20 protein-coding genes are annotated in these 22057 nt (G+C 44.8%); 9 read left to right on the top strand and 11 right to left on the bottom strand.

What is annotated here, in order from left to right; all coding sequences use genetic code 11:
* Positions 1-2 precede the first annotated feature (2 nt).
* From rsgA to grpE, 5 genes are all read right to left on the bottom strand, one after another.
* Positions 3-1088 (bottom strand): small ribosomal subunit biogenesis GTPase RsgA, encoded by a 1086-nt coding sequence (rsgA, locus tag AM1_RS01840; RefSeq protein WP_012161089.1) that lies wholly within the window; start codon positions 1086-1088, stop codon positions 3-5.
* Positions 1085-1345 (bottom strand): sulfurtransferase TusA family protein, encoded by a 261-nt coding sequence (locus AM1_RS01835; RefSeq protein WP_041658726.1) that lies wholly within the window; start codon positions 1343-1345, stop codon positions 1085-1087. Before AM1_RS01835 ends, rsgA begins: the two co-directional genes overlap by 4 nt.
* A complete protein-coding gene (gene dnaJ / locus AM1_RS01830) occupies positions 1342-2466 on the bottom strand; it encodes a molecular chaperone DnaJ (protein ID WP_012161087.1) in 1125 nt (374 codons plus the stop codon). Before dnaJ ends, AM1_RS01835 begins: the two co-directional genes overlap by 4 nt.
* Before the next feature lie 49 nt (positions 2467-2515).
* A complete protein-coding gene (gene dnaK, locus AM1_RS01825; RefSeq protein WP_012161086.1) occupies positions 2516-4504 on the bottom strand; it encodes a molecular chaperone DnaK in 1989 nt (662 codons plus the stop codon).
* 163 nt (positions 4505-4667) lie between these two features.
* Positions 4668-5456 (bottom strand): nucleotide exchange factor GrpE, encoded by a 789-nt coding sequence (gene grpE, locus AM1_RS01820; protein ID WP_012161085.1) that lies wholly within the window; start codon positions 5454-5456, stop codon positions 4668-4670.
* 620 nt (positions 5457-6076) lie between these two features.
* On the opposite strand from grpE, the gene AM1_RS01815 reads away from it, so the two are divergent.
* From AM1_RS01815 to AM1_RS01795, 5 genes are all read left to right on the top strand, one after another.
* Complete coding sequence (locus AM1_RS01815; RefSeq protein WP_012161083.1) at positions 6077-8083, top strand: GspE/PulE family protein; 2007 nt, start codon at positions 6077-6079, stop codon at positions 8081-8083.
* Between the two features lie 78 nt (positions 8084-8161).
* Positions 8162-9283: a type IV pilus twitching motility protein PilT gene (locus AM1_RS01810; protein ID WP_012161082.1), complete on the top strand. Its 1122-nt coding sequence runs from the start codon at positions 8162-8164 to the stop codon at positions 9281-9283.
* Positions 9284-9340: 57 nt separating this feature from the next.
* A complete protein-coding gene (locus AM1_RS01805; protein ID WP_010473386.1) occupies positions 9341-10561 on the top strand; it encodes a type II secretion system F family protein in 1221 nt (406 codons plus the stop codon).
* Between the two features lie 190 nt (positions 10562-10751).
* Complete coding sequence (locus AM1_RS01800; RefSeq protein WP_148215651.1) at positions 10752-11189, top strand: J domain-containing protein; 438 nt, start codon at positions 10752-10754, stop codon at positions 11187-11189.
* A 337-nt stretch (positions 11190-11526) separates the two neighbouring features.
* Positions 11527-11808, top strand: a complete 282-nt coding sequence (locus tag AM1_RS01795; protein ID WP_010473382.1) for a DUF3143 domain-containing protein — start codon at positions 11527-11529, stop codon at positions 11806-11808.
* A gap of 170 nt (positions 11809-11978) precedes the next feature.
* Here the strand turns inward: AM1_RS01795 and AM1_RS01790 are convergent, their stop codons facing one another.
* The 6 genes from AM1_RS01790 to pyrE all read right to left on the bottom strand — a co-directional run bounded on the left by AM1_RS01790 (position 11979) and on the right by pyrE (position 16800).
* A complete protein-coding gene (locus AM1_RS01790; protein WP_010473380.1) occupies positions 11979-12731 on the bottom strand; it encodes an isoprenyl transferase in 753 nt (250 codons plus the stop codon).
* Positions 12728-13642: a diadenylate cyclase CdaA gene (cdaA, locus tag AM1_RS01785; protein ID WP_012161080.1), complete on the bottom strand. Its 915-nt coding sequence runs from the start codon at positions 13640-13642 to the stop codon at positions 12728-12730. Before cdaA ends, AM1_RS01790 begins: the two co-directional genes overlap by 4 nt.
* A gap of 112 nt (positions 13643-13754) precedes the next feature.
* Positions 13755-15137, bottom strand: a complete 1383-nt coding sequence (gene lysA / locus AM1_RS01780; protein WP_012161079.1) for a diaminopimelate decarboxylase — start codon at positions 15135-15137, stop codon at positions 13755-13757.
* A 170-nt stretch (positions 15138-15307) separates the two neighbouring features.
* Positions 15308-16123: a DNA/RNA non-specific endonuclease gene (locus tag AM1_RS01775; RefSeq protein ID WP_012161078.1), complete on the bottom strand. Its 816-nt coding sequence runs from the start codon at positions 16121-16123 to the stop codon at positions 15308-15310.
* Positions 16065-16241, bottom strand: a complete 177-nt coding sequence (locus AM1_RS41975; RefSeq protein ID WP_012161077.1) for a hypothetical protein — start codon at positions 16239-16241, stop codon at positions 16065-16067. Before AM1_RS41975 ends, AM1_RS01775 begins: the two co-directional genes overlap by 59 nt.
* A gap of 40 nt (positions 16242-16281) precedes the next feature.
* Positions 16282-16800 carry an orotate phosphoribosyltransferase gene (gene pyrE / locus AM1_RS01770; RefSeq protein ID WP_041658699.1) on the bottom strand — a complete coding sequence of 173 codons (519 nt, stop codon included), beginning with the start codon at positions 16798-16800 and terminating at the stop codon, positions 16282-16284.
* Between the two features lie 126 nt (positions 16801-16926).
* Between pyrE and AM1_RS01765 the strand changes: the two genes are divergently transcribed.
* The 4 genes from AM1_RS01765 to rfbB all read left to right on the top strand — a co-directional run bounded on the left by AM1_RS01765 (position 16927) and on the right by rfbB (position 22036).
* Positions 16927-17844: a DNA-methyltransferase gene (locus tag AM1_RS01765; RefSeq protein WP_049783813.1), complete on the top strand. Its 918-nt coding sequence runs from the start codon at positions 16927-16929 to the stop codon at positions 17842-17844.
* Between the two features lie 221 nt (positions 17845-18065).
* The gene (locus tag AM1_RS01760) at positions 18066-20294 is read left to right on the top strand and encodes a GumC family protein (RefSeq protein WP_148215650.1); all 2229 of its coding nucleotides are present in this window, start codon (positions 18066-18068) and stop codon (positions 20292-20294) included.
* Between the two features lie 14 nt (positions 20295-20308).
* Positions 20309-20926, top strand: a complete 618-nt coding sequence (gene cysC / locus AM1_RS01755) for an adenylyl-sulfate kinase (protein ID WP_012161073.1) — start codon at positions 20309-20311, stop codon at positions 20924-20926.
* 42 nt (positions 20927-20968) lie between these two features.
* The gene (gene rfbB / locus AM1_RS01750) at positions 20969-22036 is read left to right on the top strand and encodes a dTDP-glucose 4,6-dehydratase (RefSeq protein ID WP_012161072.1); all 1068 of its coding nucleotides are present in this window, start codon (positions 20969-20971) and stop codon (positions 22034-22036) included.
* The last annotated feature ends 21 nt before the right edge of the window (positions 22037-22057 follow it).

The raw sequence follows: 22057 nt of genomic DNA, 5'->3' as shown, positions 1-22057 counted from the left end.
CATCAAGGTGATGAATGTTCTAGGTGATCTAAATCGATATTTTGGAGATCTTGCTGGAGCTGGCGTCGGGAGGGGCGACGATACCGCTTCGTTTCTAACTTGGGCTCATTTTTGATTTTGCCCCGCTTGCCGGACTTACGCTTCGTCCGAGCTTCAGTTGTGGCTGTCATTTGTCGCTTGGCATGTTCTTCTGTCACCTCTGCCAACAAGTTCAAATAATATGGATAACGCTCCCAGTCACCTCGAACGGCACAGTTGGGTTCATCCATATGTTGGCAATCCTTAAATTGACAACGGGCCTGGGAGAGCCGCTGTCGGATTTCGGGGAAACACTGGCCTAACTGAGCTGGCAGAATATTGCTTAGGCTGGGCTGGTTAAAACCAGGGGTATCCGCTAAAAAGCCCCCCTTAGAGAGCTCAAATAGCTCGACATGACGGGTGGTATGACGACCCTGGCCCCATCGCTCCGAGACACGCCCCACTCGCAGGTCAATGTCTGGGATGAAATGGTTGATCAGACTGGATTTGCCTACCCCTGATAGCCCTGATGCTACGGTGATGTGTTCCCTAAGGGGGCGCTCAAGGGCCTTTAACCCTACCCCCGTTTGGAGACTGATCAGAATGGGATCATAGCCCCACCGCTTCATGCGATCGCGCCAGGCTTTTTGCGTCGCGTAAGTGGTTAAATCCCGCTTATTGAAACAAAGAATAATGGGGAGGTGGGTCTGTTCTGCTGTGACTAAAAAGCGGGTCAATTGCTGAGGGTCTAATTTGGGCTCCGCCAAGGCAAACATCAATAGGATTTGATTGACATTGGCAATGGGCGGACGAGCGAGTTGGGACTGACGGGGGAGGATACTTGCGATCGCACCTCGTTGCCCTAACCAATCCGGTTCTTCTACAACCACTTGATCCCCTACCATGACCTGCTGCCTCAGCTTTTTGAGGCGAGAGCGACGAGTGCAGAGCAGCTGACTAGAAGGAAAATTCTGTGCGGCCTGAAGCTGTACCTGATAAAAATTGGCCTGAACAGCTAACACCGTTCCCGTTAAAGGAGTATCAGTTGCTGCTTGTGCTTGCTTACTCATAGGTCAGCTGATCTGACTTGCAAAGCGTAAAAACCAGAGCAGTCCTTTAATTGTTCAATTGTGTAGCCAGCCATTTTGAGGCTATCGGGTACTTGCTCAATGGGTTCGCCCGGATCTAACCAAACTTCTAACAAGGATCCAGGAGCCATTTTTTGCAAATGTAGCTTTGTGCGAACAAAATTGAGGGGGCAAGGTGTTCCCCTTAAATCAATTTGGTCATCTGATGCTGGCAAAAGCGGTGGGCTCGGCTCCGTCATCGGCCAAAAATGCCCCCGAGGAAGCCTTCGATTCCGCCTTTCCCAGTTTGCTCCGCTCGAATACTGGCGAGCTGCACCAACAACTCACGCTCTTCTGTGGAGATTCGGTTAGGAATATCAATAATGACCGTAATCAAATGGTCTCCCCGACTTACCGGATTACCTAAACGGGGAACACCGTGATTTTCCAGGGTTAAAACAGTGCCTGGTTGAGTTCCCGCAGGAATCGTAATGGTCTCTTCTCCATCCACGGTTTTTACCGGCAGTTGGGCACCTAAAATCGCCTGCAAGTAGCTGATCTTAAACTCAGATAGGACATTGGTGCCATCGCGACGAAATTCTGAGTCTTCTTGTACAAACAGATAAACATACAAATCACCAGGAGGCCCACCTTTTTGGCCCGCATCTCCTTCATTGGAGACCCGCAATCGAGTACCTGTATCTACGCCAGCTGGAATTTTGATTTGTAATTTCTTGCTGACTTGGTTTTGCCCACGTCCACCACAGCTATCACACTTTTCTGTTACCACTTGCCCTTGACCGTTGCAAGTTGGACAAACAGACACTTGCGTAAAATTTCCCAGAGGCGTACGGGTCATCCGCCGAACTTGACCCGACCCTTGGCAAGTACTGCAGGTTTGGGGTCGAGTGCCAGGTTTTGCCCCAGTTCCTTCACAAGTTTTACAGCTTTCTAGGTGAGAAATGCGAATTTGCTGTTCTCCACCAAACACGGCTTCTCTAAACTTGAGCTTGAGATCAAATCGCAGATCCTCGCCCCGTGCTGGACCCGAACGACGTCTTCCTGATTGTGGACTCCCTCCAAAACCACTAAAAAAGGTTTCAAAGATATCTGCAAATCCACCGAAGTCGCCAAAGTCTTGATAGCCTGCCCCTGCGGCTGAGCTGACCCCTGCTTCACCAAACTGGTCATACCGGCCTCGCATTTGCGGATCGGACAAGGTTTCGTAGGCTTTATTGATTTCTTTAAATTTATCTTCGGCCCCTGGTTCTTTATTGACATCGGGATGGTACTTACGGGCTAAACGTCGATAGGAACGCTTGAGCTCATCGGGGTCGGCGCTGCGGGAAACACCTAGAATGTCGTAGTAGTCGCGGGCCATATATGGTTCTTACTTAGGTCACTAATTAGGCTGGCAACGCACTTAACCCCTAATCTACGGCTTCATAGTCAGTGATAACCGTATCATCAAAATCTCCAACTATGGTGGAGTCGTCATCCAACGGTGCTGAAGGTTCTGAAACTAGATCAGGCGTTACTACAGTGCTAGGTTGACTATTATAAACGTCACTCGGATTATAAACATCATTCGCCGATGGTGAGTTTGTTGCCGACTGCTGATAAACTTCAGCCCCAATATCTAAGAGTACCTGCTGGAGGGTATCTATGCGAAGCTTCAACATTTCTGCAGTGACATCAGGCTGGTCGGCTAAAACTTTAAGTTCAGCCGCTGCTTGTTCGGCCCGTTGCTTGAGTTCTGGAGAAACGGTGCTCGCATTATCCTTCAAAGTGGCACTGCAGCTATACAGCATGCTGTCAATCTGATTTTTCTGATGGGCAACTTCTTTCAACTGCCGATCTTGATCTGCATAGATTTGGGCTTCCTGGCGCATTCGCTCAACTTCTAAGCTACTTAAGCCTCCGGTATTAGAGATCCGGATACTTTGTTCCCGTCCAGTGCCTTTATCTTGGGCAGAAACATTGAGAATGCCATTAGCATCGATATCAAAGGTGACTTCAATTTGCGGTACACCCCGCGGTGCCGGAGGAATGCCGGTTAATTCAAAACGACCGAGACACTTGTTATCTTTCACCATGGCCCGCTCACCCTGGTAAACCTGGATTTCTACACAGGTTTGCCCATCTGTTGCGGTAGAAAAGCTCTGTGAACGGCTGGTGGGCAGGGTTGTATTGCGGTCAATGATTTTGGTAAATACCCCTCCCAAAGTTTCAATACCCATCGATAGGGGGGACACGTCTAGGAGCAAGAGATCCTTAACTTCCCCACCCAGCACACCAGCTTGAATGGCAGCACCTAGGGCAATCGATTCGTCAGGATTAACCGAGCGATCCGGACTTTGACCGCCAAAGTATTGTTTGACGGCTTCTTGGACTGCAGGAATCCGGGTGGAGCCTCCCACCAAAATGATGCGATCAATGTCCTCAGCTTGTAAGTCTGAATCCTTGAGAGCCCTTTCAACAGGTTCCATCGTTCCTGTTACAAGTTCAGCAGCTAACTCTTCAAATTTGGCTCGGGTTAAATCCATCTCCAAATGTTTGGGACCTGTTTCATCAGCCGTGCTGAATGGCAAGTTAATGGAGGTTGTAATGGTACTAGATAGCTCGATCTTGGCTTTTTCTGCTGCTTCCCGTAATCGCTGCAGGGCCATCTTGTCTTTGGATAGATCAATCGATTCAGTTTGGCGAAAACTTTCTAACATCCACTTCAAAATGGATTCATCGAAGTCATCCCCACCGAGGTGATTGTTGCCAGCAGTGGCTTTTACCTCAAAGACGCCATCTCCGAGTTGAAGGATGGAAACATCAAAGGTACCCCCTCCTAGGTCAAAGACTAAAATCTTATGGTCTTCCTCTTGCTTTTCCAAACCATAAGATAGAGAGGCTGCGGTAGGTTCATTGATGATTCGCAGAACTTCTAATCCAGCGATGGTTCCTGCATCCTTTGTGGCTTGGCGCTGGGCATCACTGAAATAAGCAGGAACTGTGATAACTGCTTGAGACACTGCCTCTCCTAAGTAGGCTTCAGCATCTTGTTTCAGCTTTTGCAAAACCATTGCTGAAATTTCCTGAGGGGTATAGTTTTTCCCTCGAATTTGAACATCAACGGTTTCATCTTTGCCAGGTACAGAGGTATAAGCGACACGAGATCTTTCCGTTTCTGTTTCCTGCCATCTACGGCCAATGAAACGCTTAATACTGAAAATGGTGTTTTCAGCGTTGGTGACTGCTTGTCGTTTGGCAAGTTGGCCAACTAGGCGGTCCCCAGATTTAGCAAAACCGACAATACTAGGGGTCGTTCTGCCCCCTTCAGTATTGGGGATAACGACCGGTTTTCCCCCTTCAAGAACAGCAACACAGCTATTCGTTGTTCCTAGATCAATACCAATGACCTTACCCATAACTTTTTCGCAGCAAACAGCAATTATGCTTGATTAAATGTATTGAGCTTTCTAAAATGCTCCTCATACTGTAGGGTGCCTCATCTGCCCATGAATTTAATCAACCTTCTGCAAATTAACCCAAAAAACAGGTGAGAAGGGAACGATTCAGACCCTGGCAAAGTTATTCAGAGACAGCATTTTCGGCTTCCTCAGCTACTTCTTCCTCAGTAACTGCTTCTGGCTCTTCTTGCTCTAAAGGAGCAGCAACTTTTACCATGGCATGCCGTAGAACCTGTTCACCTAATAAGTATCCACTGACTAATTCTTCAACAACCATACCTTCTTCGAATTCGTTAGTGGGTTCCCGCATTACAGCTTCGTGGAGATTCGGGTCAAAGGGTTGTCCTTTAGAACGCATGGGTGCAACTCCAATTCGCTTCAAACAATCCACTAATTGTTTGTATACCCCTTGATAACTATTATGAATGTTCTCTTCTTGATCGGTTTGAGGTTTGATATGAGATCTGGCCCGATCAAAGCTATCAATAACGGGAAGAAGCTCACTGAGCGTTTCTCGTTTTACCCGTTGTTCTAAATCTGTTTTCTCTCGCGCCGTGCGTCTGCGAAAGTTCTCGAAATCCGCTGCGATTCGGACATACTGACTCGTGCGCTCGTCTAACTGACTTTTTAAGGTCTCAACTTCCGTTGCTAACTGAGATAGCGCTTCTGATGAGTCTTCTTGCTCAGGTATAGATGTTTCTTCCGGTGAGGCAGTCGAGGTATGGGGGGCGTCATCAGACGAAGCAGATGAAACTAGTTCTTCTAAAGCATCTAAAGGCAACTCTTCAGAGTCGTCTACCACTAATTCTTCGTACTCTGAGTTTGACTCTTCCTGATGAAGCGAAGATTCATCTGAGTAATTTACATCATTAGCCTCAGTATTCTCGTGCTGCTTCGCGTCTTCGCTCATGATGCTCCTGTTTTCTTTACTTCCATGAACAAACAGTTTGGTTAACAGTTCTACAACCTTAATGTGTTGTGAGCTTTAACGAACATGTTTCAGTGTAATTAATCGTATGGTATCTCAGACCTGCTCAAATATGAGAGTATTAAACCTCCCCAAGGGCTGGGAGCCTTAGTACTGCTGATGATTTAAGCCTCAATATAGTAGCCTGCCTTTCAGTTGTTCCCACAACTTGATTTTATATTGCTATTCCAATTCTGAGTAGAGAGTTGAACCAGAAAATCATCAAATATCGATAATTTGAACAATCTAAACTTACTAAGGCTAGTAATGAGGTCTAATGGTAGAAAAAGGCTGAGAATATTAACGTTGAGAATATTTTAAACCTATATATACTCTAGCAGTTGTTTTAGGAATCTCCCTTGGATCAGAGGCCTAAAGTTTGGCTAACTTGGACTCTAAAATTGCTGATGTCAAGGGAAATGGAATTCTTGATACCCAGGAAGATTGTAAAAACCTCAAAAAATGTGGGCATGCTGAGAACAGCCTCGCCATTGCCTCGACTTGGCAAGGAAGTCTATTTTCAAGCTTACATATCCACGGTTAGGTCTTTCGCTTTCATCGCTATGGTTAACTCTTCCTCACAGCGGCGTGCTCTCGTTACTCGGCACAATTTTTCCCCTTTTGGCAATAAGCTGATTTCAACAGGTTATGTTGACCAAGACCAAATGCGGGAAGCGACCCTAGAAAGTCGACGCTCAGGACGTTCACTTGTCGAAATTCTTCAAGGACTCACTGGACAGTCTTTACCACCAGAACTTTTACGTCAATATAAACGACAACAACTTTTTGAACTAAAAATACTGTATGGCATCGACTCTTTAGATCTTGAGTTAAGCCAAATTCCAACGGATCAAATCGAAGAATTGATCCAGAATTATATTTCTCTTGACCTCTGTCGACGCTATCAGCTGGTTCCCCTAACCCTTGATAAAGAAACGGATCCAGCAACATTGCTGGTGGCAATGGTTGATCCAGATAATTTAGGCGCTCTGGACGATCTAGGGCGTATTCTTAGAGAGAAAAATCTAACCTTGCAACGCATGGTGATTGCGGTTGAGGACTATCAGCAACTTATTAGTAAGTATCTCGATCAGCAAGCGGCTGAGCAAAAAGCAAATGAAAAGCCGATCGAGTTCGATTTAGATGATGACTTAGATGCGATCGCAGGTTTAGATGATCTCCCTAGTGACGAACTTGAAACGGACTTGGGGGCGGCTCTTCAAGATGCGGAAACAGCTCCCATCATTGGTCTAGTTAACAAAATTCTGGCTAAAGCTTTACAGAACGGTGTCTCTGATATTCATATTGAACCCCAAGAAGATCACCTTCGTGTTCGATTCCGTAAAGACGGTGTACTCCAACAGGCCTTTGACCCATTGCCAAGAAAGATCATTCCTGCGGTTATTTCCCGTTTCAAAATCATTTCAGATCTTGATATTGCCGAGCGCCGCCTTCCGCAAGATGGTCGTATCCGGCGACTTTTTCAAGGGCGCAAAATTGACTTTCGAGTGAATACCTTGCCGAGCCGATATGGAGAGAAGATTGTACTTCGTATTCTGGATAACTCCTCGACTCAACTGGGATTAGATAAACTTGTTTCAGATGAAGATAGTCTAAACATTGTCAGAGAAATGGTCAGTAGACCGTTTGGACTAATTTTGGTGACAGGACCGACTGGTTCTGGTAAAACAACGACTCTCTATTCTGCCTTAGCCGAATGTAATCACCCAGGCGTCAACATCAGCACTGCTGAGGACCCGATTGAATATACCCTCCCAGGTTTGACCCAAGTCCAGGTGATTCGAGAAAAAGGAATGGACTTTGCCTCAATTTTGAGAGCGTTTCTAAGACAAGATCCAGACGTCATTCTAGTGGGTGAGACCCGAGATAAAGAAACGGCTAAAACTGCCATTGAGGCAGCGCTAACAGGACACCTTGTGCTAACGACTTTGCACACAAATGACGCTGCTAGTGCAGTTGCTCGCCTTGCGGAAATGGAAGTTGAGCCTTTTATGGTTTCGGCGTCCCTATTGGGTGTTGTTGCCCAGCGTTTGGTTCGGCGAGTATGCTCAGACTGTAAAGTCCCTTATCAACCTACTCCCACTGAGCTTGGCCGATTTGGGTTATCTGCTTCTCCTGGCACAGAGATTACCTTCTATAAAGCGAATACTCTCTCAGCTGATGAACTTCAAACCGCTCAAGCTACTGGGCAAACGGTTTGTTCAACTTGTAATGGTATTGGTTATAAAGGGCGTTGTGGTGTCTATGAAGTCATGCAAATCACTGAAACCCTGCAAACACTAATTACCGAGGGAGCTCCTACCGAGCGGATTAAAGAAGTAGCAGTTGAAGAAGGAATGAAAACCCTTCTAGCTTACAGTCTTGAACTAGTTAAGAAAGGGGATACTACTCTCGCTGAAGTGGAACGAGTTACCTTTACAGATAGTGGCTTAGAAGCTGAACTTAAGGCTAAGCGCAAAACATCTCTAACTTGTCGAGTCTGTGATGCAGATTTAAGACCTGAGTGGTTGGATTGTCCCTATTGCACGACACCAAGATTCCAAGATTAATGCAGGAATCCATGAAATATTTTTTGTATTTGCTGAATCAATCAATTTACGCTAGCTGAGACTATTAAGAGGCAATTTATGGACTACATGATTGAAGATCTGATGGAAGAGGTCGTTGAACGGGGAGGCTCCGATTTACACCTCTCAGTAGGCTTACCTCCCTACATTCGTATCAACGGAAAATTAACTCCTACTGATTATGATCCGCTCAGTCAAGAGCAATGTCAGCGTCTTATCTTTAGCATGCTGAATAACACTCAACGTAAGCAGCTAGAGCAAACATGGGAACTAGATTGTTCCTATGGTGTGAGGGGCCTAGCTCGGTTTAGGGTAAATGTCTATAAAGACCGAGGGACTTATGCTGCGGCATTGCGTGCTCTTAGCTCTAAAATTCCTTCTATCGAAACATTAGGACTCCCCAATATTGTCCGAGAAATGTCGGAAAAACCACGGGGGTTGGTCCTCGTTACGGGGCCTACCGGTTCAGGGAAAACAACCACCCTTGCCTCCATGATTAACAATATCAATCTAACTCGGGCTGAGCATATTCTTACGGTGGAAGATCCCATTGAATTTGTTTATGAACCCATTAAAAGTTTGATTCATCAACGTCAGGTTGGTGAAGATACCAAAAGCTTTGCGAATGCGCTACGAGCAGCTCTTCGTGAAGATCCAGATGTTATTCTGGTTGGGGAAATGCGGGATCTCGAAACCATTCAACTTGCTATCTCTGCAGCAGAAACAGGTCACTTGGTTTTTGGGACACTTCATACCAGTTCAGCTGCTCAAACGGTCGATCGAATGGTAGATGTCTTTCCACCTGAGCAACAGACTCAAGTTCGAGTGCAATTGTCTAACTCTTTAGTCGCTGTATTTAGCCAAACGCTGGTGACACGAAAGAACCCAAAACCAGGCGAGTTTGGGCGAGTCATGGCCCAAGAAATTATGGTATCAACACCTGGAATTGCTAACTTAATTCGTGAAGGGAAAACGTCCCAGATCTATTCTGCGATTCAAACTGGTGGAAAGTTGGGGATGGTAACGTTGGAAAAAGTTTTAGCAGAACTGTATCGTGCAGGTACGATTTCCTTTGAATCTGCTGTATCAAAAACCTCCCGACCTGATGAAATGCAACGCCTTATGGGGGCAGCTCCTATGGGGAATCAACGTGGCTCTGGTGCCGCACCCTATCGGCGATAAGCATTGAGTATAAACCTAACATTCGTTCTTTCTTCATTTACTGCTGAGAATTGAGTTATGCCAACTTACGTCGTCCGTGCGCGAGACTCTCAAGGAAAATCAAGCCAAAAAAGGGTAAACGCAACCTCTCAAAAAGAAGCTCGTTCTAATATCCAACGCCAAGGGCTACAGATCCTTGATATAAAGGAATCTCAAGGCTTCAGCATGAATGCTGAGCTGGATCTGAGTTTTCTTCAGTCCATCACTGTTAAAGATAAAGCTTTGTTCTCGAGACAGTTTTCAGCTCTAGTCAATGCCGGGGTTGCATTGGTAAGGGGCTTGGGAGTTATGTCTGAACAGTGTAAGAATCCTAAGCTTAAAAAGGCACTTCTAGATGTCAATGCTGCTGTCCAACAAGGCGTTAGCTTATCAGATGCTATGAGGGGCCACCCTGCTGCTTTCGATCAGCTGTATGTTGCCATGATTCAAGCAGGTGAAACAGGTGGTGTTTTGGATGAGGTTCTCAATCGTCTAGCCACTTTGCTGGAAGATCAAGCGCGTTTGAAAAACCAGATTCGATCAGCGCTAGCATATCCAGTTGTCGTTGGTTTTATCGCTGTTTCAATCTTTTTGGGAATGGTTATTTTCCTTATCCCAGTATTTGACGGCATATTTAGCCAATTAGGTGGTGACTTACCTGCATTTACTCAATTTATGGTGAATCTCAGTGAATTTCTGAGAACACCGATTTATGGGATTTCAGCTGCCATTGTAGTTTTTGGATCCACATTTGCCCTTCGGCAGTACTATCGAACCCGAGCAGGCAGAGAAACTATTGATCGAATCATGCTTAAGTTGCCTCTGTTTGGTGATCTGATTCAAAAGACGGCTGTGGCTAGATTTTGTCGAACTTTTGGGTCACTTTCTCGTTCGGGTGTGCCTATTCTCTATTCTCTCGAAATTGTTCGTGATACTGCAGGAAACCAGGTTGTATCTAACGCTATTGATGAAGCTCGACGAGAAATTCAAGGGGGTGGCATGTTGAGCTTAGCGTTGCAAAAAGAAAAAGTATTTCCTCTCCTAGCGACTCAAATGATCAATGTTGGGGAAGAAACAGGAGAGATTGACAAGATGCTGATGAAGGTTGCTGATTTTTATGAAGATGAAGTCGAACAGGCGGTTAAAGCCATGACTAGTGTGATGGAACCCTTGATGATCGTTGTTTTAGGAGGTATGGTTGGTTCCATTCTTGTGGCTATGTATTTGCCTATGTTCAAGATCTTCGATCTAATCGGTTAATCAAGGGTTATTCAGTGGTTTACTCAGTTTAAGTGTGATTTACGCTAAATTTCGCTAGCTCCTAATACATATTGTAAGCAAGCTCTATCGACTAAGAGATAGAGCTTGCTTACAATATGTATTAGGAATTTCTTTGAGTGTTGAATTCTTTAGCACAGAATTATAAAAAGCTTGAACTAGAGTGATGTCGATGGATTCAAATTTCTACCAGTTGCTAGATCTTTCTCCTGGAGCTTCTAGTGATGAGATCCATGATGCTTATCGAAGAAAGAGCAAGGTTTACCATCCTGACACAACGGCTTTACCCAAGGAAACTGCGATCCAAAAATTTCAACAACTTAATGATGCATATAGAGTTTTGAGTAGTCCTGAACTAAGAAAATCATATGATTATCGTTTAGGTGTTTCGCCTGCCAAATATACCTCCGTGCAGAAGGTGCGCAGTTCAGATAATCCATTGGCATCTTCACAGGTTCAAATCCAAGAACGCCCTTTGTCTTCTGGCGAGCTTGTTGCATTATTAATTTTGTGTATAACCTTCTTAGGGTGTTTAATCTTGGCTGTGGTGTTGGGTTTTGCCCGTGGAGAAATGATGTTTGTAGGACTTGCTACTCTTTACCTGATATGAATTTGAAATTTTCTTTAGGAGTTTGTAAGACGATTCTCTCTATTGCTTTTTAGCATATGATGATGTGGTTTTAGGAAGATTTAGTATTGAGCCTCGTTTGATGAGTTATGGGCATCTTCAACTCTCCTTCATTGGCCTTGTGTTTTTCTTTATAATTAAGCACCCAACTATTGATCAATTTGGGAGTATGTCACCTTCATTTCTAAGTGTTTATACTCATTTCAGTAATTCCTGCTAGCCTTGATCTCAGATGCCAAGCTGTTACTTTCGAAATTTACATACTTGCAAAGGTGACATACTCTCGATCAATTTGTGTCTAAGTTGTAAGAGTTAGCTAATGACTGAATCCTGTTTACCAGATCCTAAAACTCCGCTGTATAATCATCCTCTTCCTCAAATTGAGCTATGGCTTCACCAGCTTGGATGCCACCAAGATTCTCAGGATTTGCATCTTTGGCGTGTTGAGCGTGATCAGTGGAAGGCAGAAATATGGCTAGATATCGAGGAGTTGTCTGTTGTATACGTGCCAGCTGTTTCCACTGAACGCGATATTCAACGAACCTTCAAGTACTCTTTAAGTCGCCAAGATATTGAGGATGCAGTGTTTTCTGGTCCTTAGTGGGTATTATCACTTGGCCTAAGCTTGAGATATGCTAAAACTCCTAGTCTTCCGTGAGTGAAAACCTGTCTTCTTCAGTAGAAGAACCTTAAAAAATGGACTTAATCTGAACTGGGCTTACTTAGGCTTATCAGTAATTTATGCAAAATATGCAGCATCTTACTAAATGATTAGTTGACTTTACCAAATCTTCGATGCCTATCTTGGAAGTCTTTAAGGGCTTGATGGAACTCATCTCGATCGAAGTCTGGCCACAGGGTCTTGGTAACATAGAGTTCCGCATAGGCCATTTGCCACAAGAGGAAATTACTGACTCTCATTTCTCCACTGGTTCGAATTAACAGGTCTGGGTCTATAATTCCGGCTGTATATAGATGCCGCTCAAATAAGCTTTCATCAATATCATCCAGGTTGATTTGATTATGCTGAACTTTAGAGGCAATATTGCGGCATGCTTGAATAATTTCTCTACGACCTCCGTAATTAGTGGCGACGATAAATTTGATGGTGTGATTGTCTTTTGTCGCAGTCATTGCTCGCTGTATTTCTGTTTGTAGCGTCAACGGCAGAGCTTCTAAATCACCGACAAAGTGTATTTGTACGCCTTCATCAATCATCTCTTGTAATTCGCGACGCAAAACCCTTTCAAATAGCATCATCAAGAATTCCACTTCATCAAGCGGACGTCCCCAATTCTCTGTGGAAAAAGCATACGCTGTGAGTGCTTGGACTCCCCAATCTTTGCAACAACGCAGGAGTGACTTCAGGGTATCTACCCCACGACGATGTCCGACAATGCGGGGTAATCCTCTCTGCTTGGCCCATCGCCCATTACCATCCATGATGACGGCGACATGTTTGGGTAGTCGCTGAACATCTAGGTCTGAAGGGAGTTGCTTTGGAAGACTTGAATTTAACGTCATATATTCTTGCGAGATTTGAGCAATGGGAATATGAGAGAAAGCAAAGAAAAGATTTGTTTTCTGATTTTCCTGCCTAAACTTCTCAAGCTTGGGGTGACAACTTCTCTATCCACAGATAAGATTAATCGATCAGCCAACAATTCTCTCAATTTACTGCTAGTTAAAGGGCGTCTCAGTATACCTTGTTCAGCTAGGGAGATGGAGCCGGTCTCTTCAGAAACGACGATACAGACACAATTATCAACCCGTTCTGTGATCCCCATCGCTGCACGGTGGCGAGTGCCTAATTGGCGAGAAGCGGTTTGTTCAGAAATAGGTAGAATAACGCCAGCTGAAACGATCCTGTCCCCTCGGATCAATATGGCACCATCGTGCAACAAGGTAGTTGTTTGAAAAATGGTTTGAATGAGCTCCCGAGAAATTTCTGCACTTAACTTTATTCCTGGTACTGAAAAGTCTCGTTCATCAATCGGAATATTTCGAGTTTCAATGATGAGTAAAGCGCCGGTCCGATTTTGGGAGAGTTCTTTAATTGCATCAACAATTTCATCGATGATGTTATCTGGATTTTGGGTGACCTGCTGCGCGGGACGTAACATTTTCAACAGTTCGCCTCTTCCCAATTGCTCCAGAAATCGTCGGACTTCTGATTGCAGGATGACGGCCATGGCTACGGCAGAGCCAATGAGTAAGAAAGTGAGTAATTGGTTGAGGTAATTGAATTGCAATAGTTTGCTAGCAACGGTTGCTAGAACAAGAAAAACGACACCTCTTACCATCCATAGGGTTCGCCGCTCAGCAATGACTAAGAGCAGCATGTACGTTAAAGCTAAAGCGAGGCTGATATCAATTAAGGAACGAAAGGTCTGAACCCAGTCATGGTTTATCAGCCATTCCTTAACCCCGTCCATGCCTTTGGCCTAACCTTCTCGTATACCTATGTCAGTTTAGCGTTATCAGTAATTAGTGCAATAATTAGAGAATAGAGGGCTAGCTTGGTTATCGCTATGAGGTTTAACCAACCTATGGCTCTAAATGTCTTGGCAAACAATCTTGACGAATAAGGTCTTGATAAGTTTCTCTCTTAAGAATTAAATTGGCATCTCCGTTTTGTACAAGAACGGCAGCAGGTCGCGAGATTCGATTGTAATTGGATGCCATGCTGTAATTGTATGCTCCTGTTCCCATTACTACCAGAATATCTCCGGGTTGACTTGGAGGAAGAGGGATATCTTTCAGCAAGACATCCCCAGATTCACAATGTTTACCTGCTACGGTGACGATCTCTGTGGCAGAAGAGTCCATGTGGTTGGCAATGGCAGCACTGTAAACGGATTGGTACGTAATGGGGCGGGGATTATCGGACATTCCACCATCTACAGAAAGATAAGTGCGGATATCGGGAATGTTCTTTTTGGCTCCCACCGTGTAAGCTGTAATGCAGGATGTACCTACTAGGGAGCGTCCTGGTTCGCAGAGTAGCTTTGGAAGTGGAATATTGGCTGTTTGGCAGGCTTGTGAAATGCCGTTGCAGACGATTTCTGACCATTGAGCGATGCTGGGTGGGTCATCTGACTCAACATAACGAATGCCTAGACCGCCACCGATGTTGAGTTCGTTCATGGATAAGCCTAAAGCTTGTGCTTTAGCTAACCACTCGACAATCACACTGGTGAGATCTTGATGAGGTTGCAGTTCAAAGATTTGAGACCCGATATGAGCATGAAAGCCAACCCAAGTAATTTGAGGGTTTTTTTGAGCGAAGGACAAGGCCTGATCGATTTGGTTCGGGTCAAAACCGAATTTACTATCTAGATGGCCTGTTCGAATATATTCATGAGTATGGCATTCAATACCAGGGGTAATTCTGAGCATGACCCGAGGAGGGTTTGGCAAGGCATCGATTGTGTCGAGGAGTTCTGTGAGTTGTTCTAATTCAAGCCAGTTATCCGCAATGATGGTACAGCCACAAGACAGCGCCATTTCCAGCTCAGGCACTGATTTGTTATTGCCGTGAAAATAGATCGTTTCAGGATCCACGCCTGCTTGTAGGGCGGTGTATAGTTCACCACCCGATACTACATCTAGTCCTAAGCCCTCATTAGCGACTAGTGCGGAGATAGCCATACAGCTCCAGGCTTTGGAGGCGTAGAGGATTTGAGATGGTCCAGGATAGAATTTTTGAAATGAGAGACGGTACTGTTGGCAGGCAGTCCTTAGGGTGAGTTCATCTACGATGTATAGGGGAGAGCCAAATTGCTTAACGAGATCGGTAACCAAACATCCACCAATAACCATCTGTCCTGTTTGATCAATTTTGGCAGATAGGGGAAGTATTTGTTGATTGGGAGAGGTCTCCGCGATTGGAGTAGATGAGCTGATATCTGGTGGTTGGAGGGATACCATAAACTAACCGGAATGGGCTTAGACTTTGCCAGGATAGGATTGAACTCGGTAAGAGCCATCCGAGGATCTTATCATATTCAGATGTCTCTATTGCCGTGTCTAGAGTGGGCGTGGAGTGTGGGGTACAGATTATGAGGAAGTGCTGAGCATGACTTTTGCAGCCTGCTCTTTCATGTGCTTAAAACAGCTTTTTGGCTTTCTAATCTAGCTTGAAGGGGGTCGGGGATATTAGACAAGAAGTCATACCCCGTTTCATGTTCTAAATGGTCGACGGTGACAATGTACCGTTGCCATTCATGGGATTTAATCCCCTGCTTATTGGGAATATCAACGGCAATTACTGGAGTATTGGTAGAAATACCATTTACACCTAATGTTGTCTCATCCATTACGACGATGATTTTCCAGAGGCTTTGGGGAGGTGTGACTTTTCCTTTTGCGATCGCAGCTCGTTTCCCATATCCTCCCGCAATAATGAATAGCTCTTTGCCTTCATCCACTAAATCTCGACAGTAATTCTCCAGGTCAACCCATGGCCCTCGGTTGTTATCTGGCCGCTGGGGCACAATATTGGTCATGACGAAGGTTGCAGAATTGTTGACTTCTGAATTAGTTCGATCACCAGAAGGAGCCATATGCCCTCGATCATAGCCACTCCGGGTATAGTCTCTTGAGTCAACTTTCTCCCATTTTGGCGGCAAGCCTTGATCCGCTCGAAAATCATTGCGACGTTCGACGTCTCCTAACCAAGTTTGATCAAGCTGCCAACTCACCCAGTTGGGAATTCCCTTGCTGCGGTTGTAAGACAGGGCAAATTGAGGCTTTTCCATCAAATAATTATTACTGTTGGCCAAGACGACTCTGGCTTGACTAGGATTCCCGAGAGCTAAGTGGTCAACCTTTGATTGGGGGAAAGTTGAGAAGAAACTACATCCGGTCAAGATTGAAAAACATAGAAAAATCGTGATCGGTAGATGCGATCGCATCATCAAGCCCGCAATCTTCCTTGCCCAACCAACCGGGTGTAATCTGAAAAGCCGTATCACTATTTTTCAATCCATAATTGAAAGCAACGGTTGCATCTGGTTCTTGTTCTAGGAGCAAATTTGAAGGTAAGCCATTGGAGGCTAAGGGACTATTGAGCTTACTGCTTTAATTCTGTCATCGTAAATAGGGGATGGAGCGTTAAACCTTCAGCATTTAGATTGGCTTGTCCACCGGCTTCACGATCAATGACACACATGACGTCCGTAACCGTAGCGCCTAGGGAACGTAAGTCCTGGGCTGAAAGTTTGATCTGTCCACCTGAAGTCACCACATCTTCAATGATGACTAGCCGTTTTCCTTCAATTTCTCCTCCCTCCGCTAGTTTGCAGGTACCGTACGGTTTCGCCTTCTTTCTGACAAAAAGGGATGGATATCCACTGATTTGAGATAGCATTGCCACAATCGGAATGCCGCCCATTTCCAAGCCGGCTAAGGCATCCACAGGAGTGGGGATCATGGCGGCTAAATGTTCGGCGATGGCCTTCAACAAAGTTGGATTTGCTTCAAATAAATATTTATCAAAATACTCATGGCTCATTTGTCCCGATCGCAGTAAAAACTCACCTGTGATATGGGATGTTTCATAAATTGCTTTTGCCAGATCTGCTTTGTTCATCAAAACTCGTGGAAATTGAGCTAACTTTAATTAGTTTAGGTGCTAGGCTCCCTCTTGGAACTGCTTATATAGGTAAGACACCTGATTATGTCAGACCTACCTCAAACGCAAAAGAAAAGAGCTCCTATGAACCGTACATTGACCCTCAGTACGGCAGACCGTGAGCGATTGAGATTGAAACTCGTCAAAAATATTACAAAAACATCACCGAAGGTCGATATTACGATTCAAGGAGATTGCCTCGATATAGCTCCCAAACTGCTTCAAGGCAGTATCAACTTGTTAATTCTTGACCCACCTTATAACTTGAATAAAGTCTTTAATGGTCGAACGTTTGCCAAGCAATCTGTTGCAGCCTATACCGAATGGTTAGATTATATTTGTTCTAAGCTCAAACCCCTACTACGTCCTGATGCCTCGATATATATCTGTGGTGACTGGTTCTCATCGGCTTCAATTTTCACAGTTGCAACTTCTCATTTTCAGGTCCGGAACCGGATCACATGGGAGCGCGAGAAAGGGAGAGGCGCCCATTCAAATTGGAAAAATGCGAGTGAAGATATTTGGTTTTGCACAAACTCGAACTCATACACCTTCAATAGTCAGGCTGTGAAGCAACGACGACGGGTACTAGCACCCTATCGTCGTCCAGATGGGTCTCCTAAAGATTGGTCTCAAACGGAAAATGGCAACTTTAGAGATACCTTTGCGTCTAATTTATGGACTGATATTTCGATACCTTTTTGGTCCATGCCAGAAAATACTGATCACCCCACTCAAAAAAGCGAGAAATTAGTTGCAAAGCTCATACTGGCAAGTAGCAACCCTGGAGATACTGTTCTAGATCCTTTCTTGGGCAGTGGCACAACGTCTGTTGTGGCTAAAAAACTGCAAAGACAATTTATCGGCATAGAAATTGATGAGGAGTATTGCTTGTTGTCCGAACGGCGTATCGAACTAGCTGACTCCAACCCAGCTATTCAAGGATTTGCCCAAGAAATCTTCTGGGAACGGAATACAATAATTCCCCAAGGGAACCAGTGATTTTTAACCGAAGTGGGGAAAACCATGTATGTGCCAATTATTGGACATCCAGCTCTACTTCTCAAATCTTCACCGAAGAATGATTTAATGCAAAAGTAATGTTCCATTCTAGGGAAATTGAGATGGTAACCTTCAAAGAAATTTGCCATTTGGATAGCTGACAGCTAAATTATCCTCAACCCTTTGCTCTGAAATGAATTGAGAAGACCCCCATATTGCCAATGAGTAATGAGTATTCACATGAAAGCATCGATGTCCGTAACTACTTCCGCATACTTAGACGTCGATGGATACCTGCTACGGCCGTATTTGGTTCGGTTTTTGTTCTGACTGCATTGGCAACATTTTTGCAAAAGCCTGTTTATGAAGCAGAAGGTAAGCTTTTGTTGAAGAAACAAGGCGGTGCAACAATTGCTGACCTGGAAATTGGTGGGCTGGGGGGCTTAGAAGCCTTGTCTAGTAAGAGTAGTCCGGTTCAAACGGAAGCAGAGATTATTCGTTCAGAGCCAATTTTAAGACAAACCATTACTGCACTGAAGCTAGTCGATGATGAGGATCAACCCCTAGAAACCAAGGACTTCATAGAAGCCTTGACTGTTTTTAACGTTAGAGATACCGATGTTCTAAAGGTCACCTACAAAAGCATTGACCCTAAGGAGTCCGCTGATGTTGTGAATCGGCTGATGGATGATTATCTCAAGAACAATATTGAAACGAACCGAGCAGAAGCGGCCTCTGCAAGGGTGTTTATTGAAAAACAGGTTCCAGAGGTGGCTGCAAAACTAAAAAATCTGGATCTATCCTTACGGCGGTTTAAGGAGACGAACGGAATTATTGCTTTAGAAGAAGAAGCTAAAGTGTCTGTGGAGGTTGAAGGCAACTTTTACCAAGAAGCAGCTAAGATGCAAAGTCTTCTTATCAATGCCAGGGCCAAAAGTCGCGCCCTTAGAAATAAATTGGGACTGACTCCTCAGCAAGGAGAAGACATCAATGCTTTGAGCCAATCGACGGTGGTTCAACAAGCCCTTGCCGATTACCAAGAGAATGAGCGAGAACTTGCTGAAGCCTTAAAAGTATTTCAACCTACCCACCCCACCGTTCTTGATCTTAAAGAAAAAAGGATTGCTCTGAAAGGGGTGTTAGGGGAACAAACAAGCCAAATTATTGAGACAAAACAACCCCAACCTCTTCGTAATCTGCAAGCAGGAGAATCCCGGCAGTCCCTGACGGATGCTTTGGTTGAAGCTGAAGTTGAGCGCTTAGGCTTGGAGAAACAAGTTCTATCTCTGGCCCAAACTCAAGCTGAAAACAAACGTCGGCAAGGCATAATCCCTAAATTAGAGCAGCAATTAATTGCTCTAGAACGGGATAGGATTGTCGCTCAAACCACTTATGAAGAGTTATTAAAGGCGTTGCAGCAAATTACGATTAGTGAGAATCAGAATATTGGTAATGTCCGCGTTATTGCAGCAGCCTTAGAACCCAAAGAACCGGTTTCTCCCCGCAAAGCTTTTAATCTGGCTGTTGGTTTTTTCCTTGGAGGTTTGCTAGGACTAGGGACCGCATTACTTCTTGAAGCCTTAGATACTTCTGTTAAGACAGTCCAAGAAGCAACAGGACTCTTTGATTACACAGTTCTAGGAAATATTCCATTACTGAAAGATGCTGAAAAGATGACCCGCAAGGGATTGGATCGTCCCACACCTGATTTGGTGGTTCGAGATTCTCCTCGCTCTTCCGTGAGTGAATCCTATCGTATGCTTCAGGCTAATCTTAAATTTCTGAGCTCGGATCATCATGTGCAGGTTTTTGTGGTCACCAGTTCCATCCCTAAGGAAGGGAAGTCAACCGTTGTGGCCAACTTAGCTTTAGCATTGGGTGAACTGGGGCATCGAGTATTGGTTATCGATGCAGATATGAGACGCCCTTCTCAACACCAGGTTTGGGAGTTGCCAAACGCTTTAGGACTGAGCAATGTTTTGGTAGAACAAAAAGATTGGCATGAAGCTATCCGCCCTGAGGATGATCAGCTGGATATTTTGACGGCAGGGGTTACACCTCCTAATCCAGTGCCTTTAATTGACTCCCATCACATGGCTGTATTGCTTGAAGAATTTCATCAAGCCTATGATTACGTACTGATTGATTCTCCACCGCTAGCGGTTGCTGCCGATGCTCTTCTACTCGGTAAAATGACGGATGGTGTTCTCTTAGTAACTCGTCCAGGCTTGGTGGACACTGGCTCTGCTCAATCTGCGAAAGATGCATTGGAACGTGCTGGCCAGAAGGTTTTAGGACTTGTCATTAATGGTGTTATACCTGAAAACGAGCCAGATAGTTATTATTATTACTATGCTCAAGATTATTATGGAGAGAATTCCGGGGGCAAACAGTCGAAAGCCAAGAAAAAGAAGAAAAAAGCTGATGTTAATGCCGTAGAGCGCTCCTAAATTCCTCACTGATTATGATTATGAAATCTTCTAATGTTGTCTGGCATAAGTCTACCGTCACACGCCAGAACCGACAGGAGCAAAATGGCCACCTGAGTACTATCCTTTGGTTTACGGGACTATCTGGTGCGGGTAAATCGACGCTGGCTCACACCGTTGAAGATGCCCTATCTAAGATGAACTGCCGAACTTTTGTTATCGATGGAGATAATATTCGCCACGGCTTGTGTGCAGATCTTGGTTTTTCGAGTGAAGATCGAGTTGAAAATATTCGCCGAATTGGTGAAGTCGCTAAACTATTTACGGAAGCAGGCATCATTGTTTTGTCGGCATTTATTTCTCCATTTCGGGCTGATCGAGATCGTGTTCGTGAATTGGTTCCAGAAGGTGACTTTATTGAAATATATTGCCAAGCTAGTCTAGAAGTTTGTGAAGAGCGAGATGTAAAAGGGTTATATAAGAAGGCTAGATCGGGAGAAATCCCTAACTTTACAGGTATTTCTTCTCCCTATGAGCCACCTGAAGAACCAGAGATTATCGTGAAGACGGGGGAAGATTCCCTAGAGGTTTGTGCACAGCAGGTGATTGAATTTTTACAGGAGCGGGGGATTGTTCAACCCACCTCTGCTTAGCTAAGGTAAATTGACGAGTCAATTACTAAAAAACAAAATATCATGACGATTCTGGTTACGGGGGGAGCCGGTTTTATTGGCGCAAACTATGTTTTGCGCAAGCGGCAGAATGATGAAGGCTTGGTATTGAACCTAGATAAGTTGACCTATGCAGGCCACTTATCTACTTTAGATTCCCTGAAGTCTGATCCAGACCATATCTTTATTCAAGGGGATATTGGTGATCGTCAGCTTGTTGAAGACTTGCTAACTCAGTATCGTCCTAGGGCGATTCTCAATTTTGCAGCTGAAACCCATGTAGACCGTTCCATTGATGGCCCAGATGCCTTTATTCAAACGAATATTGTTGGCACTTTCAACCTATTAGAAACGGTTCGGTCCTACTGGCAGAACCTCTCTGTGGCTGAACGAAACAGCTTTCGGTTTCTGCATGTTTCGACGGATGAAGTCTTTGGGACCCTCTCGGCTGTAGATCCTCCGTTCTCGGAATCGACGGCCTATGCTCCTAATAGCCCTTATTCTGCCTCCAAAGCCAGCTCCGATCACCTGGTGAGATCTTATTTCCACACTTACAATCTGCCAACGTTAATTACCAACTGTTCCAATAACTACGGCCCTTACCAATTCCCAGAGAAGTTAATTCCTTTGATGATCTTGAATGCAATTGAGGGCAAGCCGTTGCCTGTGTATGGAGATGGGCAAAATATTCGAGATTGGCTCTTTGTGGAAGATCACTGTCGAGCCATAGATCTGGTGTTGACTCAAGGGGAAATGGGTGAAACCTACAATATTGGCGGGAACGCGGAAAAAACGAATCTCTGGCTCGTCCAACAAATCTGTGCAATTTTGGATGATCTGCTTCCTCATTCAGCCCACAGACCCCATGCAAATTTAATTACTTTTGTGCAAGATCGACCGGGGCATGATCGACGGTACGCGATCAATTTTTCTAAAATCAAACAACACCTGGGTTGGTCTCCGCAAGTCACTATTGAGTCTGGATTAAGGAAAACGGTGCAGTGGTATTTAGACCATCAGGCATGGTGTGATCAGGTTACATCCGACCAGTATGAACGCCAACGGTTGGGATTAACGGCTACTCAGCAGTAAGAGAGCTTTGCTCATGTTATA

It is taken from the genome of Acaryochloris marina MBIC11017 (genome assembly GCF_000018105.1).
GTDB lineage: Bacteria > Cyanobacteriota > Cyanobacteriia > Thermosynechococcales > Thermosynechococcaceae > Acaryochloris > Acaryochloris marina.
Note: the sequence above shows the minus strand (reverse complement) of the source record. Positions and strands in the feature narration are given on the sequence as shown.

Coding starts and splice junctions, on each gene's coding strand:
- dnaJ (WP_012161087.1), bottom strand. CDS start 2,466: ATGGCCCGCGACTACTACGACATTCTAGGTGTTTCCCGCAGCGCCGAC.
- AM1_RS01810 (WP_012161082.1), top strand. CDS start 8,162: ATGGACTACATGATTGAAGATCTGATGGAAGAGGTCGTTGAACGGGGA.
- dnaK (WP_012161086.1), bottom strand. CDS start 4,504: ATGGGTAAGGTCATTGGTATTGATCTAGGAACAACGAATAGCTGTGTT.
- AM1_RS01800 (WP_148215651.1), top strand. CDS start 10,752: ATGGATTCAAATTTCTACCAGTTGCTAGATCTTTCTCCTGGAGCTTCT.
- cysC (WP_012161073.1), top strand. CDS start 20,309: ATGATTATGAAATCTTCTAATGTTGTCTGGCATAAGTCTACCGTCACA.
- AM1_RS01765 (WP_049783813.1), top strand. CDS start 16,927: ATGAACCGTACATTGACCCTCAGTACGGCAGACCGTGAGCGATTGAGA.
- AM1_RS01790 (WP_010473380.1), bottom strand. CDS start 12,731: ATGACGTTAAATTCAAGTCTTCCAAAGCAACTCCCTTCAGACCTAGAT.
- pyrE (WP_041658699.1), bottom strand. CDS start 16,800: ATGAACAAAGCAGATCTGGCAAAAGCAATTTATGAAACATCCCATATC.
- rsgA (WP_012161089.1), bottom strand. CDS start 1,088: ATGAGTAAGCAAGCACAAGCAGCAACTGATACTCCTTTAACGGGAACG.
- AM1_RS01815 (WP_012161083.1), top strand. CDS start 6,077: ATGGTTAACTCTTCCTCACAGCGGCGTGCTCTCGTTACTCGGCACAAT.
- lysA (WP_012161079.1), bottom strand. CDS start 15,137: ATGGTATCCCTCCAACCACCAGATATCAGCTCATCTACTCCAATCGCG.
- AM1_RS01835 (WP_041658726.1), bottom strand. CDS start 1,345: ATGACGGAGCCGAGCCCACCGCTTTTGCCAGCATCAGATGACCAAATT.
- AM1_RS01775 (WP_012161078.1), bottom strand. CDS start 16,123: ATGCGATCGCATCTACCGATCACGATTTTTCTATGTTTTTCAATCTTG.
- cdaA (WP_012161080.1), bottom strand. CDS start 13,642: ATGGACGGGGTTAAGGAATGGCTGATAAACCATGACTGGGTTCAGACC.
- AM1_RS01805 (WP_010473386.1), top strand. CDS start 9,341: ATGCCAACTTACGTCGTCCGTGCGCGAGACTCTCAAGGAAAATCAAGC.
- rfbB (WP_012161072.1), top strand. CDS start 20,969: ATGACGATTCTGGTTACGGGGGGAGCCGGTTTTATTGGCGCAAACTAT.
- grpE (WP_012161085.1), bottom strand. CDS start 5,456: ATGAGCGAAGACGCGAAGCAGCACGAGAATACTGAGGCTAATGATGTA.
- AM1_RS01795 (WP_010473382.1), top strand. CDS start 11,527: ATGACTGAATCCTGTTTACCAGATCCTAAAACTCCGCTGTATAATCAT.
- AM1_RS01760 (WP_148215650.1), top strand. CDS start 18,066: ATGAGTAATGAGTATTCACATGAAAGCATCGATGTCCGTAACTACTTC.